Genomic DNA, 14,308 nt, shown 5'->3' on the forward strand with positions numbered 1-14,308 from the left:
CGCGTATCGACCACTCAGACCCCGCTGGACGGCGCACGGTAATGCAACTCCAGGAGCAGCAGATGAAACGAGACCTCGACCCGGCGCTCGGCGCAGCGGCCGACGCCAGCGCGACCACGCCCATGGTGCGCTTTCGCAACGTCACCAAGCGCTATGGCGCGCTCACCGTGCTCGACGGCCTCGACCTCGATGTCGCCCGGAACGAAAAGGTGGCGATCATCGGGCCGAGCGGCTCGGGCAAGTCCACGCTTTTGCGCGTGTTGATGACGCTGGACCCGCTCACCGATGGCGTCATCGACGTGGACGGTGAACCGCTCACGCACGAAATGCGCGGCGGCAAGCTCGTGCCCGCATCGCCGCGACATGTTCGCCAGGTGCGCAGCAAGATCGGCATGGTGTTTCAGAGCTTCAATCTCTTTCCGCACATGAGCGCGCTTGCGAATGTCATCGAAGCGCCGATGAGCGTGCTCGGATTATCGAAGAAAGAAGCGACCGAGCGAGGGCGCGACCTGCTTTCGATGGTCGGTCTTTCCGAAAAGTGCGATCACTATCCGTCGCAGTTGTCGGGCGGACAGCAGCAGCGCGTAGCGATTGCTCGCGCGCTCGCAATGCGCCCGAAGATCATGCTCTTCGACGAAGTGACCTCCGCGCTCGATCCTGAACTGTGCGGCGAAGTGCTCACTGTGATTCGCCGGCTCGGCGAAGAACATAGTCTGACGATGCTGATGGTCACGCACCAGATGGGCTTTGCCAAAGACTTCGCCGATCGCGTGTGCTTCTTCTCGCAAGGCAAGATCATCGAGCAGGCGCCGCCGCAGCAGTTCTTCTCCGCGCCGCAGCATGAGCGCACGCGGCAGTTTCTGCGCGCGGTGACCGAAGCGCTTTGATCACGCGTTTTCTCGCGGTCCGATAATTGCTTCGCGCTCTTCGCATGGCCTGTTGCTTCAGCCACCGGAGAGTGCGATGTCCCCCACCCTGAATAAAGTCGCGCGCTTTGAGGATCTTTCCATCGAGCGCGGCACACGCGTATGCGTCAAAGCCGGCGACGACGCGAAGGAAATCCCCATCCTGCTCGTGCGCGACGGCGACGACGTGCGCGCCTATACCGCGCAATGTCCCCATGCGGGCGGCCCGCTCGATGAAGGCGCGATCTGCAACGGGCGCATTGTGTGTCCCTGGCACAAGGGCACGTTCGAGGTGCGCGACGGCAGTCTCGTCGAGCCGCCGCCGCTGAAAGCGTTGACACGCTACGAAGCCACGATAAGGGACGGCGACGTGTACGTGTCCGCGCAAGCCATCGACAGCGGTGACGTCTCGAAGAAGCAGACGAACGCGAGCCGGACCATGCTCGTCGTCGGCGCGGGCGCAGCGGGCGCGGCCGCATGCTCGGCGCTGCGCGAAGCGGGCTTCGACGGACGCATCGTGCTTGCAGGCGACGACGCGCGCGAGCCCTACGATCGCACGTCGCTCAGCAAGTTCACACTCGCAGGCGACATGCCGCCCGATGAAGTCCCGCCGCTGCTCGACGACGATTTCTTCGCGAAGCACGATATCGAACGCATCGAATCGCAGGCCGTTCGTCTCGATCCGAAGGAGAAGCGCGCCGAGCTCGCGAACGGACAGAAGATCGAATACGAAGCTGCGCTCGTGTGCACCGGCGGCGTTCCGAAGCCACTCGATATTCCCGGCGCAGAACTCGAGCATGTGCATCTGCTGCGCACGCGCGAGGATGCACGCGCGATTCTCGCATCGCTCGAAGGATGCAAGCACGTGGTGATCGTGGGGGCGAGTTTCATCGGGCTGGAAGTGGCTTCGTGTCTGAGGAAGCGCGAAATCGACGTGACCGTCGTCGCGCCGGGGAAGACGCCGTTTGCCAGGCAGTTCGGCGAGCGCATCGGCGAGATGTTCAGATCGTTGCACGAAAAGAACGGCGTGACGTTTCATATGAATGCGCGCATCAGCGCATTCGCAGGCGATGGTGCAGTCAGCGAAGTGATCCTCGATTCGGGCGGCAAGGTCGCGGCCGATGTCGTCATCGCGGGCACGGGCGTCGAGCCGGCGACGTCGTTTCTGTCGGGCCTCGCGCTCGCGGACGATGGAGGCGTCGACGTCGACGCAACCATGCTCGCCGCGCCCGCGTTATACGCCGCCGGCGATATCGCGCGCTTTCCCCTGCCGCGCTCGGATCAGCGACTGCGCATCGAGCACTGGCGCGTGGCGCAACAACATGCGCGTGTCGCCGCCTACAACATGGCGGGCAGCGCGCGGGAATATGTCGGCGTGCCCTACTTCTGGACGTTCCACTACGAGAAGACCTTCGACTATCTCGGGCATGTCGAGAAGCCGGATAGCATTAAAATAGACGGCGATCTCGATGCGCAGCATTTCATTGCCTACCTGATGAAAGACGGACGCGTGGGCGCGGTGATCGCATGCGAACACGAAACCGCGGTATGCCGTCTCGCCGAAGCGATGCGCGAGCCGCTCACGCTCGATGACGCGCGGCGCGTCGCGAACGCTTGAGAAACCGACATGGCCACGAAGCAGCCCGGCGTCGAACCGGATCAGGCTCCCGAGTCGCTGGACGAATGCCGCCGCTGCGCGCTCTGGGAACATGCGACGCAAGCGGTTCCCGGCAAAGGCCCGCGTCACGCGCCGATCATGATCGTCGGCGAGCAGCCCGGCGATCAGGAGGACTTGCAGGGCAAGCCTTTCGTCGGGCCGGCGGGCGCGATGCTCGATCGTGCGCTCGAAGAAGCCGGCGTCGCACGCAGGGAGGTCTACGTGACGAATGCCGTGAAGCACTTCAAGTGGGAGCCGCGCGGCAAGCGGCGATTGCACAAGACACCCGCGCAGCGCGAGATCGACGCATGCCGCTATTGGCTCGATCGCGAGACGGGTGATGTCGGGCCGAAGGTGATCGTCGCGCTCGGCTCGACCGCGCTCAAGTCCGTGATGCGCGATTCGAAAGCGACATTGCAGGCGTCGATGGGACAGGCGATCGAGCACGAAGGCCATGCAATCGTCGCGACCTATCACCCTTCGTTCGCGTTGCGGGCGCCCGATCCCGAAACGCGCGAGCGCGCCTACGTGGCTATCGTCGACGCGTTGCGCGAGGCGCATAGACTCGCCACGCATCATCGGAAAGAGCGTTGAGGTATGACTATGGCAACGAGCAAAACCCCATCGAAGAAGACAAGCAGCGGCAAGCGGCCCAGCACGCGGCAAAGGCATTCGCTCGGGAGTGCCCGCAAGAAGCCGGCGCGTTCCACGCATCGCTGGTCACATCATGTGATGGAAACGAGCGATGCAATGGATATTCAGCGCGATATCTTCAAGACAGGCAATGCGCAGGAAATCGCGGATTCGCTCAAACGGTCATCGACACGCAGTACGCGACGCAAAGGCTCGCCGTTTCAATCGGCCATGTCGATGCTCAACTTCTATATCAATCGCGCGGGACGCAATCTGCCCAAGTCGCGCAAGAGCACGCTCGAGCGCGCAAAAAAACGTCTGCGCGAGGCATTCGGACGCAAGCCCTGAAAAAGAGGCCCGAAAACGATCGCGCGCGGCCTCGTCGAAACGAAACCGCGCGCATTGCTTCCTGCCACTTCTCCAGAACGATCAAGGTTGCCGCTGGCCGCCCTGATGCTGCGGCAACGGCTGGTTCTGCTGCCGCTGACCGGATTGCTGATCCTGTTGCGGCTGCCCCGGCGATTTTTCCTGTTGGCCATGCTGCCGGTGTGACGGGTTCCATTGATTGGGCGTAGACGGCTGATTGCCCGTTTGCTTTTGATTCCCGCTCATAAAAGCCCTCCTGGCTGTGTCATCGCGCATCGAAGACGCGTAATGACGTTGCAGTGGTGAAAGCCGCGGCTCGCGCCGCATCGACATTCGAGCATCACGCGTACCAGACACGGCAGCCGCGCGTACGAAGGTGGCGCGGCGCGATGTACGCTGCGGGCGTGCAAAAACTGCCAGACGAATGCAAGCCTTGCAAGGTCATGAGGAACGGCGCTTGCTGCCGCTACGCATGACGCAACCCCAAGGAGACATCGATGGCTCAGGAACCCCCTCTCAATCCCGGCGATGAAGCCGAACCCGGCACGCCTGGCACGGGCGAAGATCTCTGTCCGGACTGTAACGGCTCGGGCAAGCTCGACGGCGCCGACTGCGAGACCTGCGGCGGCACGGGCAAAGTGACGCAAGGCATCGGCGGCGGCTGAACCGGACGTTCGACTCGTCAGGAGCGCAGGTTTGAAAACGAAAACAAAGCTACTTATGCGAGCGACGGCGCTCGCCTTGATGATCGCGAGCGGCGCGGCCACCGCCGATACCACCGCCGGCGATTACGCGCAGGGGTTCGGCCCGAATCCGACGCTGCCCGCGCCGCACAAATCGATGATGCCCACGGTCAACATCGCGCCCGCGAGGCCGTGGGCGCAAGGACAGAAGCCCATTCCCGCCGCGGGCTTCGACGTCACCGCCTTTGCCGCGGGCCTCGATCATCCGCGCTGGGTCGCGACCTTGCCCAATGGCGACGTGCTCGTTGCCGAAAGCAACGCACCCGCCCAGCACGACGAACACGCCGGCATCAAGGGTTTCGTGATGAAAAAGGTGCAGAAACGCGCCGGCGCCGGCGTGGAAAGTCCGGATCGCATCATGCTGCTGCGCGATGCCGACGGCGATGGCGTCGCCGAAACACGCACCGTGTTCATCGACAAACTGCATTCGCCCTTCGGCATGGCGCTCGTCGGCGATGAACTCTATGTTGCGGATACCGATGCGATCCTGCGCTTCAAGTACGAAAACGGCGCGACGCAAATCTCGACGCCCGGCGAGAAGTTCATGGACTTGCCAGCGGGCGAAATCAATCATCACTGGACCAAGAACATCCTCGCGAGCCGCGACGGCAAGAAGCTGTATGTGACGGTCGGTTCGAACAGCAACGCGGCGGAGAACGGCATCGACGCCGAGAACGGCCGCGCGGCGATCATGGAAGTGGATATCGAATCGAAACAGGCGCGTCTGTTCGCAACGGGCTTGCGCAATCCGAACGGCATGTCGTGGCAGCCGCAGAGCGGCGCGCTGTGGACGGTCGTGAACGAGCGCGACGAACTCGGCAACGAACTCGTGCCGGACTATCTGACGTCGGTAAGGGATGGCGCGTTTTATGGCTGGCCATACAGCTATTACGGCCAGCATGTCGATGACCGCGTGAAGCCGCAGCGCGCGGATCTCGTGCAATCGTCGATCGTGCCCGACTATGCGCTCGGCGCGCACACGGCTTCGCTCGGGCTCGCGTTCTACGACGGCAACGCGTTTCCGGAGCGTTATCGCAACGGGGCGTTCATCGGTCAGCACGGGTCGTGGAATCGCAAGCCGAGAAGCGGCTACAAGGTCATCTTCGTGCCGTTCGACAACGGCAAGCCTTCGGGTCCGCCCGAAGATGTCCTGACGGGCTTTCTATCGTCGGATGGCCATGCGCTCGGGCGGCCTGTCGGCGTCGCGGTGGATCGCAAAGGCGCGTTGCTCGTCGCCGACGATGTAGGCAACACGGTATGGCGGGTCGCGCCCGCCACGAAGTGAATGGCCGCGAAGAAGCCGACTCGGGAAGCAAAGAGCTATTTTGCGCTCGCGGAACGGCAGATCGTTGGTCTCTATGACGCAGGTGTGATGTCGCCTGCCGTATTGCATCACGTGGTTGCGGCTTATGCGGATAGCGGCATCGACTGGAACGAGGATGCCGCGCTGCGAACCGTGGATGGCCATTCCGTGCACGAAGCCGTGGTGCTCGTCATGATGCCGGGGCGCGCGCTGAAGAATGCGAGGAAGGACTTCATGTCGGTCGTCGCGCATCTTGCGGGCGGCGAATCGTCGTCGGCAGACGACGAAGAACCGAAAGCGGAAGACGACGAAGACCTGCTCAGTCAGCTAGGCGGCGATACGTCATCGCGTTCCAAGACCCGTCCCGCCAAGAAAAGCGAACAAGCACCGGAGCCGAAGCGCGCGGCCTTCAATCCGCTCGTCGGCGCGCGTGCCGTACCGGGGCACGACAAGCGCTGAACGCGTTCAGTGCGGGACGCCCGGCGCGATCAGATCGAGCAGATCGTCCATGTCGAATGGCTTTGCGAGGATCGGCACACCGAGATGCTTCGCGCGCTCCAGTTCGTCGGCGTAGCCCGTCATCAGCACGAGCTTTTGCGAAGGAAGACGCTTGATGATCTGCTCGGCCAGATCGATGCCGTTCATGCGGCCAGGCATCTGCACATCGGACAGCACGAGGTCGAAGCCATAGCCTTCGCCCAACAGCGCGAACGCGGCATCCGCGCTTTCCTCGTGATGCACCGTGCAGCCGAACACTTCGAGCACCGCCCTCACGCCCGCCGCGACATCCGCGTTGTCCTCGACGAGCAGCACCGTGGTGCCGCGCAGCGGCTCTCCCTCGTCGTCCGTCGCGGGTACGAGCGGCGGCGTCGTTACATCGGGTGGCACGCATGCCTTGGACGCCTCGGGCATCGGCCCATGATGACGCGGCAGATAGAGCCGCACCGTCGTGCCGGAGCCCGTCACGCTCGTGATGCGCGCGGTGCCTCCCGCCTGCTCGCACGCGGCGAGCACCTGCGTGAGGCCGAGACCGGCGCCCGCGCCGCGCTGCTTCGTCGTGAAAAGCGGCTCGAACGCGCGCCGCCGGACTTGCTCGGTCATGCCTTCGCCGTTATCGGTGATCGAGACGAGCACGTACTCACCATCCGGAATATCCGTTTCCGCGCCGCGCACGCGGGCATTCTGGCAGCGGATCAGCACGCGTCCGCCATGCGGCATGGCATCGCTCGCATTCACCGCGATATTCACGAGCGCAAGCTCCAGCTCGACCGGATCGGCCATCACGTTCCACAGATCGGGCGACAGCTCCAGCGTCACCATGACGGACGGATGCACCGATTTCTTCACCAGATCGAGCACGTTTCGCAGCCAGGCGCCCGGATCGATCAATTCCTGCCTGAGCGGCTGCTTGCGCGCGACGCTCATGAGCCGCCGCGCGAGCGACTCGGCGCCGGCGGTGGCGCGCTCCACCGCGAGCACTTCGCTTTCGACGTCGTTGAAGCGCTTGCGCCGTGCGAGCTCCATGTTCGCTCCGACCACCATCAGCAAATTGTTGAAGTCGTGCGCGACGTTGGCGACGAGATTGCCGAGCGCGCCCATGCGCCGCAGTTGCCGGCGCGACGCCTCGATGGAAAGGCGCGTCGCGACTTCGGCCTGCCATCGCTCCCATGCGGCCTGTTCGGCATCGAGCCGGCGAATCGAGAACGCAATCAGCAGCCACACCGCGATGCACGGCAACAGCGCGATCGCCGCGACGAGCGCGAGATTGTCGCGCCAGCGCTTTTCAACCACGGATGTCGCGTAGCCCGCCGATACATAGAGCGGCGAGTCGCCCACGCGCCTGAAGGCGAGCAGCCGATCGACGTGATCGATGCTCGAGCGCATGCGCATGCTGCCGTAGAGTTCGTTGTTGCGAAACGCGCGCGTAAAGCCCGTATTGGTTGCCGGTTGCGTGCTGCCGGCGCTCTCCGGAAAGCGGGCGAGGACGCTGCCGTCGCGGCGATACAGCCCGATGACGAGCGCGCGATCGCCCGCCGCGATCTCGCGATAAAAATCGGTGAAATAGCCGCGCTTCAACGCGATCGACACGACGCCGAGAAACTGCCCGTTGCGCGCGATGCGGCCCATCGTCGTCGTGAACACATCTGAACTCGCCACCTTGCCGCGCAACGGCAGCGAGAAGTACGTGACGGGCGCGACGGCACGCGCGGACCGGAAATCGTCGCGCTCCGCAATCGACACGGCCGGCGCCGGATACCAGCGGCTATTCGCGAGCAGCGCGCCGTTTTCGCCGAAGACGGAAATCGCGGCGATCTGCGCGAGCGTGCCGCTCATGTCGTCGAGCGTGCGGTGCAGACCTTCCTCGCGGCGCTTGATGAGCGCGTCGTCGCTGTCGCCGAGCAGATCGACGATGCGCGTCTCCAGTTGCTGATTCAGGTCGATCACTTTCAGCGCATGCTCGTCTGCAATGCGCGTGAGGCGCTCGATCAGTTCCTGTGCTTCAGCAAAGCGACGCTGATGATCGTAATAGCCATAAATGCAAAGGCACGCGAGCGGGATCACGATGGACGCGCCCAGCACGAGCAGCAGCATCCTTCGCATCGATGCGAAATTGCGCACGGGCAGCGGCAGATCGAATGTCGCGGTCTCTGTGGAGTCCAAGCGATGCGCCTCCGAGGGAATCGACCGGTATATCCTACCCGGCGCGCGCTGGAAGCGATATGAGGAATAAAGACCGTGCCGGACCTGGCATGCTCTTTTGGCGCGGCGAGTGCGTCGATCGCACTCGCCTTCCTGCCGTCATTCGATGCGACGCATCACGATGCGAGCGCCGCCTGTGACCTCCGATAGCGCGTGAAAGCGCTGGCTGCTCTCCGCGTCACCCCGCCATTTCCCGATCCGGCGTTGCCGAGATGCGATGAATCGCGAGATCGGCGCCATTGAATTCTTCTTCGCGATCGAGCCGCAACCCGACCGTCGCCTTGATCGCGCCATACACCGCCGCGCCGCCCGCGAGCGCGAGCGCCACCGCACCGACCGTGCCGATGACCTGCGACCACATCGACACACCGCCGATGCCGCCGAAGCCCTTCTGCCCGAAGACGCCCGCGGCGATTCCGCCCCACGCGCCGCACATGCCGTGCAGCGGCCACACGCCGAGCACATCGTCGATGCGCCAGCGGTTCTGCACGCACGTGAACATCTGCACGAAGAGCACGCCCGCCACCGCGCCGACGATCAGCGCGCCAAGCGGATGCATGAGGTCCGAGCCCGCGCACACCGCGACCAGACCCGCGAGCGGGCCGTTGTAGGTGAAGCCCGGATCGTTGCGGCCGGCGAACCACGCGGCAAGCGTGCCGCCGACCATCGCCATCAGCGAGTTGACCGCCACGAGGCCGCTGATCTTGTCGACCGTCTGCGCGCTCATCACGTTGAAGCCGAACCAGCCGACCGCGAGCACCCATGCACCGAGCGCGAGGAACGGAATGCTCGAGGGCGGATGCGCGGCGATGCGTCCATCCTTGTGATAGCGCCCGTGACGCGGCCCGAGCAGCAGCACCGCCGGCAGCGCGACCCAGCCGCCGAACGCATGGACCACGACCGAGCCGGCGAAGTCGTGAAACGGCGCGCCGAATGCCTGCGTCAACCAGCCCTGAATGCCGAAGCGCTCGTTCCACGCCACCCCTTCGAGCAACGGATAAACGAAGCCGACGATCACGCAAGTCGCGAACAGTTGCGGATTGAACTTCGAGCGCTCGGCGATGCCGCCCGACACGATCGCCGGAATCGCGGCGGCGAAGGTCAGCAGGAAGAAGAAGCGCACCAGCGCGTAGCCGTTGTGCTCGGCGAGGATATCGGCGCTGTGCATGAACTGCACGCCATACGCGATGTTGTAGCCGATGAAGAAATACGCGAGCGTCGAAACCGCGAAGTCCACGAGGATTTTCACGAGTGCATTCACCTGATTCTCGCGGCGCACGGTTCCGAGTTCGAGAAAGGCGAAGCCCGCGTGCATCGCAAGCACCATTGCGGCGCCCAGCAGCAGAAAAAGAGTGTTGGTTCCGGATTGGAGTGCCTGCATGTTTTTCAACGGTCGTCTGAAAGAGGCGCTGGTTTTGCAAGTTCCGGGCCAAGTTGGCGCAAACAGCATCGGAACGGTGCGCAATGGGCGTTGGCGCGGTAAAGCGTGGTGCAACGTGCGCCGCGAATGGTCATTTCGCATCGCTCGAACTTGGTGCAATGCTCCGTCGTGTTGCATCTCATGCACCGGATATGCGCCAGATATTTCATCACGACAGCTTTTAGCATGGTGAACGAAAGCATTTCACGTGGCGCACCGATGCGTCGTGCCGCGAGTATCCTGACGTGTGTAGCCGCGAAAAACTGGAGCCGTCGATGTCTTCTCACATCGAGTATCTGGGCGAGCATGTGCGCATGGAACCGCACGCGCTCGATCCGCGAGTCGTCACGGTCGTGCTCGACCGTGCCGAGCGGCGTAACGCGGTGGATCGCCACATCGCGGATGCGCTGCGCCAAGCGTTCGAGCGCTTCGACGCCGACGATGCGCTGCGAGTCGCCGTGCTGTGGGGCGCGGGCGGCACGTTCTGCGCAGGCGCCGATCTCTCCGCACTCGAGGACGACGCGCGCCGCAACGAGATCCATTCCGACGGCAGCGGCCCCGGCCCGATGGGACCGACGCGGCTCGCGCTGAACAAACCCGTGATCGCGGCGATCGCGGGACATGCGGTCGCGGGCGGGCTCGAACTGGCGGCGTGGTGCGATTTGCGCGTCGTCGAGGAACACGCGGTGCTCGGCGTGTTCTGCAGGCGCGTGGGTGTGCCGCTCATCGACGGCGGCACGATCCGGCTGCCGCGTCTCATCGGCATGTCGCGTGCGCTCGATCTGATCCTCACCGGACGAGCGGTCGACGCGACGGAAGCGCTTGCCTTCGGCCTTGCGAATCGCATTGCGCCGCAGGGCGAAGCGCGCGGCGTGGCGGAAGCGCTTGCGTGCGAACTGGCCGCGTTGCCGCAGGCCGCATTGCGTGCGGACCTGCGCTCGGTGCACGAGAACGCGTTCGACGCCGACATCGCCCGGGCATTGCAGCGAGAAGGCGCGAACGGATATCGCTCGATATTCGATGAAGGTCTCGACGGCGCGTCGCGTTTTCTCTCGCGCGCGTCGAGTCCGAAAGGACAGGCAACATGAACTCAGTATTCGAGAACCGCAGAGCCGCGGGCCGCGCGCTCGCGCAGCATCTCGGCGCTTATCACGGCCGCGCCGACGTCACCGTGCTCGCGCTGCCGCGCGGCGGCGTGCCGGTTGCGTATGAAGTGGCGCGCGCGCTCGGCGCGCCGCTCGACGTGCTCGTCGTGCGCAAGCTCGGCGTGCCGGTGCAACCCGAACTCGCGATGGGCGCGATCGCATCCGGCGATGCTTTCTATCTCGACGAGCGCATCGTGCAATACGCGGGGGTCGCGAAGGACGATCTCGAACGCGTGATCGCGAAAGAACGCGCCGAGCTTGCCCGGCGCGAGAAGCTGTATCGCGGCTCGCAGCCGCCGCTCGATGTCGAAGGACGCGTCGCGATCATCGTCGATGACGGCATGGCGACCGGCGCGACGATGAAGGCCGCGGCGATGTCCCTGCGTCATGCGCATCCGTCGAAGATCGTCGCGGCGCTGCCGGTGGCGCCGCTCGATTCCGAAGCGCGCGTGGACGAAGTGGTCGATGAATTCGTCTGCGTGCTGCGCCCGCATCAGTATTACGGCGTCGGGCAGTTCTATATCGACTTCGATCAGACAAGCGACGACGAAGTGCGCGAGCTGCTCGACGCCGCGCGCAAGGCCGCCTAGCGCATCCAGGGCGCGTCGTGCGCTTCCTGCGTCTTGCCGTACTTCACGCGCGCGGTCTTCAAGACTGATTTATCGATGACGCCTTCGTCCACGAGCGACTTCAACGCGGCGATGACGATCGACACGCGATCCACTTCGAAGAACGCGCGCAATGCCTGCCGCGTGTCGCTACGGCCGAAGCCATCCGTGCCGAGCGTGACATAGCGGCGCGGCACGTAGGCGCGAATGAGTTCCGGCACCGCGTGCACGTAATCGGTCGCCGCGATCACGGGACCACGCGATCCTTCGAGCGCACGCGTGACGAACGGCGTGTTCACATCGTCGTCGCTCAGGCGGGCAAGACGTTCGGATGACGCGCCGTCGCGATGCAATTCGGTATAACTCGTCACGCTCCACACGGCGGCGTCGATGTTCCAGTCGTCCTCGAGCATCGTGCGCGCAGCGATCGCTTCGTTGAGAATCGCGCCGGAACCGAGCAATTGAACCTGGGCTTCGGCTGCGTCGCCGCCGATGCGATAGATGCCGCGCAGAATCCCTTCGCGCGTTTCTTCATCCAGTGAGCCGCCGGGCGCGGAAGGCTGTGCGTAATTCTCGTTGGTCACGGTGACGTAATAGAACACGTCGTTCTGGCGCTCCATCATGTCTTTCATGCCTTCATCGACGATCGCGGCGACTTCATAAGCGAACGCCGGATCGTAGGCGCGGCAGTTCGGAATCGTCGAAGCCGCGAGATGGCTCGTGCCGTCCTGGTGCTGCAGGCCTTCGCCGCCGAGCGTCGTACGCCCCGCCGTCGCGCCGATGAGAAAGCCGCGCGAGCGCTGGTCCGCCGCCGCGAAAATCAGATCGCCGATGCGCTGAAAGCCGAACATCGAGTAGTAGATGTAGAACGGCAGCATCGGCAGATCGTGCACGCTGTAGGACGTCGCCGCCGCGATCCACGACGACACCGCGCCCGCCTCCGAGATGCCTTCTTCGAGAATCTGCCCGCGCGTGTCTTCCCGGTAGTAGAGCATGGAGCCCATGTCCTCCGGCTCGTACAACTGGCCGAGCGGCGAATAGATGCCCACTTGCCTGAAGAGATTCGCCATGCCGAAGGTGCGCGCCTCGTCCGCGACCACCGGCACGACGCGCTGCCCGATGGTCTTGTCCTTCAACAGGCTGCCGAGCATGCGCACGAAGGCCATCGTCGTCGACATCTCCTTGCCGGATGCGTCGAGCGCGAATTGGCCCCACGAATCGAGCGCGGGCGGCGCAATGCCTTGCGATGCCTTCGCGCGACGGCGCGGCAGATAACCGCCCAAAGCCGCGCGGCGCTCATGCAGATAGCGCATCTCGGGTGCGCTGTCCGCAGGCTTGTAGAACCTGACTTGTTCGACGTCTTCATCCGAGAGCGGCAAACGGAAGCGATCGCGAAACTGCTTGAGATCGTCGAGATCGAGCTTCTTCTGCTGATGCGTCGTCATGCGGCCCTGTCCCACCGTGCCCATGCCGAAACCTTTCATCGTCTTGGCGAGAATCACGGTCGGCTGGCCCTTATGCGACAGCGCTTTCGCATAAGCAGCGTGCAGCTTGCGTACATCGTGGCCGCCACGGCGCAAGCGGTCGATATCTTCATCCGACATATGCGCGACGAGTGCCGCGAGTTCCGGATTCTGGCCGAAGAAGCGCTCGCGGTTATAACGGCCGTCGTTCGCCGAGAAGGTCTGGAACTGACCATCGACGGTATGCGCGAAGGCGCGCAGCAAGGCATTCGTGCGATCGCGCGCGAACAGGCCATCCCAGTCCGATCCCCACAGCACCTTGATCACGTTCCAGCCCGCGCCGGTAAACTGCGCTTCGAGTTCATCGACGATGCGTCCGTTGCTGCGCACGGGACCGTCGAGCCGCTGCAAGTTGCAATTGATGACGAACACGAGGTTATCGAGTTGTTCGCGCGCCGCGAGCGACAGCGCGCCGATCGATTCAGGCTCGTCCATTTCGCCGTCGCCGAAGAAGCCCCACACCTTGCGCCCTTCCGTGCGCAGCAGATTGCGGTTTTGCAAATAGCGCATGAAGCGCGCTTGATAAATCGAGTTGATCGGGCCGATGCCCATCGAGCCCGTCGGAAATTGCCAGAAGTCGGGCATCAGCCATGGATGCGGATACGAGCACAAACCCGGTCCCTCGATCTCGCGCCGATAGTGCTTCAGATGTTCTTCGTTGAGAAAGCCTTCGAGATAAGCGCGTGCATACACACCCGGCGACGAATGCGGCTGGAAATAGACGATATCGCCGCCGTTGTTCGCATCGGCCGCTTTGAAGAAGTGATTGAAGCCGACTTCGAACAAATCCGCCGCCGACGCATAGCTCGCGATATGGCCGCCCAGTTCGCCGTATGCGCGATTCGCGCGCACGACCATCGCGAGCGCATTCCAGCGCAGCACGGCGGCGAGTCTTTCTTCGATGTCGAGATTGCCGGGATAAGGTGGCTGCTGCGATACGGGAATCGTGTTCGTGTAGGGCGTCGCGCGCGCCCGCGCCGATTCGATGCCCACCGACAGCGCGTGCTCCGCGAGCCTGTCGAAAAGATATTGCGCCCGTTCCCGCCCGACATGCGCGACGACGGCATCGAGTGCCTCCAGCCATTCTGCGGTTTCGCCGGGATCGATGTCCTCACGTCCCTTGGCAAGAGAAAGAAGCTGGTTGGTTCCGCTCGATAAGTCGGTCATGGTGCGACTACGCTGTGGCTGAAAGATGATTCAAGCATATCCATTGACGCGCAGAATGTGCGTCTTATTTGGCTGCGGCCGCGCTTTGCGGTAGTGTGTTTATTCTTCCAGAATGCCAAAAACCGGAATCTTTCGACT

Annotated in this window: 12 protein-coding genes; 9 read left to right on the plus strand and 3 right to left on the minus strand. The window is 63.7% G+C overall.

Annotation, left to right across the window (positions count from 1 at the left end):
• The first annotated feature begins 62 nt into the window (after positions 1–62).
• From ehuA to NCT32_RS18370, 7 genes are all read left to right on the plus strand, one after another.
• A complete protein-coding gene (gene ehuA / locus NCT32_RS18340) occupies positions 63–887 on the plus strand; it encodes an ectoine/hydroxyectoine ABC transporter ATP-binding protein EhuA (RefSeq protein ID WP_061118156.1) in 825 nt (274 codons plus the stop codon).
• A 76-nt stretch (positions 888–963) separates the two neighbouring features.
• Entirely contained in the window at positions 964–2,523 is a 1,560-nt protein-coding gene (locus NCT32_RS18345) for an FAD-dependent oxidoreductase (RefSeq protein WP_061118104.1), read from the plus strand.
• 9 nt (positions 2,524–2,532) lie between these two features.
• The gene (locus tag NCT32_RS18350; protein ID WP_061118103.1) at positions 2,533–3,156 is read left to right on the plus strand and encodes a UdgX family uracil-DNA binding protein; all 624 of its coding nucleotides are present in this window, start codon (positions 2,533–2,535) and stop codon (positions 3,154–3,156) included.
• A gap of 9 nt (positions 3,157–3,165) precedes the next feature.
• Entirely contained in the window at positions 3,166–3,543 is a 378-nt protein-coding gene (locus tag NCT32_RS18355; protein ID WP_061118102.1) for a DUF3175 domain-containing protein, read from the plus strand.
• Positions 3,544–4,058: 515 nt separating this feature from the next.
• A complete protein-coding gene (locus NCT32_RS18360) occupies positions 4,059–4,226 on the plus strand; it encodes a hypothetical protein (protein WP_250477448.1) in 168 nt (55 codons plus the stop codon).
• 55 nt (positions 4,227–4,281) lie between these two features.
• On the plus strand, positions 4,282–5,589 hold the full coding sequence (locus NCT32_RS18365) for a sorbosone dehydrogenase family protein (RefSeq protein ID WP_086961014.1): 1,308 nt from the start codon (positions 4,282–4,284) through the stop codon (positions 5,587–5,589).
• A complete protein-coding gene (locus NCT32_RS18370; protein WP_061118101.1) occupies positions 5,590–6,066 on the plus strand; it encodes a hypothetical protein in 477 nt (158 codons plus the stop codon).
• 6 nt (positions 6,067–6,072) lie between these two features.
• On the opposite strand, the gene NCT32_RS18375 is transcribed toward NCT32_RS18370, so the two are convergent.
• Both NCT32_RS18375 and NCT32_RS18380 read right to left on the minus strand, forming a co-directional pair.
• On the minus strand, positions 6,073–8,268 hold the full coding sequence (locus NCT32_RS18375) for a hybrid sensor histidine kinase/response regulator (protein WP_061118100.1): 2,196 nt from the start codon (positions 8,266–8,268) through the stop codon (positions 6,073–6,075).
• A gap of 217 nt (positions 8,269–8,485) precedes the next feature.
• The gene (locus NCT32_RS18380; RefSeq protein ID WP_061118099.1) at positions 8,486–9,688 is read right to left on the minus strand and encodes an ammonium transporter; all 1,203 of its coding nucleotides are present in this window, start codon (positions 9,686–9,688) and stop codon (positions 8,486–8,488) included.
• 314 nt (positions 9,689–10,002) lie between these two features.
• Here NCT32_RS18380 and NCT32_RS18385 point away from each other — a divergent pair, with 314 nt between their 5' ends.
• Both NCT32_RS18385 and NCT32_RS18390 read left to right on the plus strand, forming a co-directional pair.
• The gene (locus NCT32_RS18385) at positions 10,003–10,815 is read left to right on the plus strand and encodes a crotonase/enoyl-CoA hydratase family protein (protein WP_061118098.1); all 813 of its coding nucleotides are present in this window, start codon (positions 10,003–10,005) and stop codon (positions 10,813–10,815) included.
• Positions 10,812–11,462 carry a phosphoribosyltransferase gene (locus NCT32_RS18390; RefSeq protein ID WP_061118097.1) on the plus strand — a complete coding sequence of 217 codons (651 nt, stop codon included), beginning with the start codon at positions 10,812–10,814 and terminating at the stop codon, positions 11,460–11,462. The genes NCT32_RS18385 and NCT32_RS18390 overlap by 4 nt, the downstream gene beginning before the upstream one ends.
• On the opposite strand, the gene mdeB is transcribed toward NCT32_RS18390, so the two are convergent.
• Positions 11,459–14,170 (minus strand): alpha-ketoglutarate dehydrogenase, encoded by a 2,712-nt coding sequence (gene mdeB, locus NCT32_RS18395; RefSeq protein WP_250490469.1) that lies wholly within the window; start codon positions 14,168–14,170, stop codon positions 11,459–11,461. The two genes, NCT32_RS18390 and mdeB, sit on opposite strands and share 4 nt — an antisense overlap.
• Positions 14,171–14,308 lie beyond the last annotated feature (138 nt).

This window comes from Caballeronia sp. INML2 (assembly GCF_023631365.1).
In the GTDB taxonomy this organism is placed as follows: Bacteria; Pseudomonadota; Gammaproteobacteria; order Burkholderiales; family Burkholderiaceae; genus Caballeronia; species Caballeronia turbans.

Coding starts and splice junctions, on each gene's coding strand:
- ehuA (WP_061118156.1), top strand. CDS start 63: ATGAAACGAGACCTCGACCCGGCGCTCGGCGCAGCGGCCGACGCCAGC.
- NCT32_RS18370 (WP_061118101.1), top strand. CDS start 5,590: ATGGCCGCGAAGAAGCCGACTCGGGAAGCAAAGAGCTATTTTGCGCTC.
- NCT32_RS18390 (WP_061118097.1), top strand. CDS start 10,812: ATGAACTCAGTATTCGAGAACCGCAGAGCCGCGGGCCGCGCGCTCGCG.
- NCT32_RS18385 (WP_061118098.1), top strand. CDS start 10,003: ATGTCTTCTCACATCGAGTATCTGGGCGAGCATGTGCGCATGGAACCG.
- NCT32_RS18365 (WP_086961014.1), top strand. CDS start 4,282: ATGCGAGCGACGGCGCTCGCCTTGATGATCGCGAGCGGCGCGGCCACC.
- NCT32_RS18345 (WP_061118104.1), top strand. CDS start 964: ATGTCCCCCACCCTGAATAAAGTCGCGCGCTTTGAGGATCTTTCCATC.
- mdeB (WP_250490469.1), bottom strand. CDS start 14,170: ATGACCGACTTATCGAGCGGAACCAACCAGCTTCTTTCTCTTGCCAAG.
- NCT32_RS18355 (WP_061118102.1), top strand. CDS start 3,166: ATGGCAACGAGCAAAACCCCATCGAAGAAGACAAGCAGCGGCAAGCGG.
- NCT32_RS18350 (WP_061118103.1), top strand. CDS start 2,533: ATGGCCACGAAGCAGCCCGGCGTCGAACCGGATCAGGCTCCCGAGTCG.
- NCT32_RS18360 (WP_250477448.1), top strand. CDS start 4,059: ATGGCTCAGGAACCCCCTCTCAATCCCGGCGATGAAGCCGAACCCGGC.
- NCT32_RS18380 (WP_061118099.1), bottom strand. CDS start 9,688: ATGCAGGCACTCCAATCCGGAACCAACACTCTTTTTCTGCTGCTGGGC.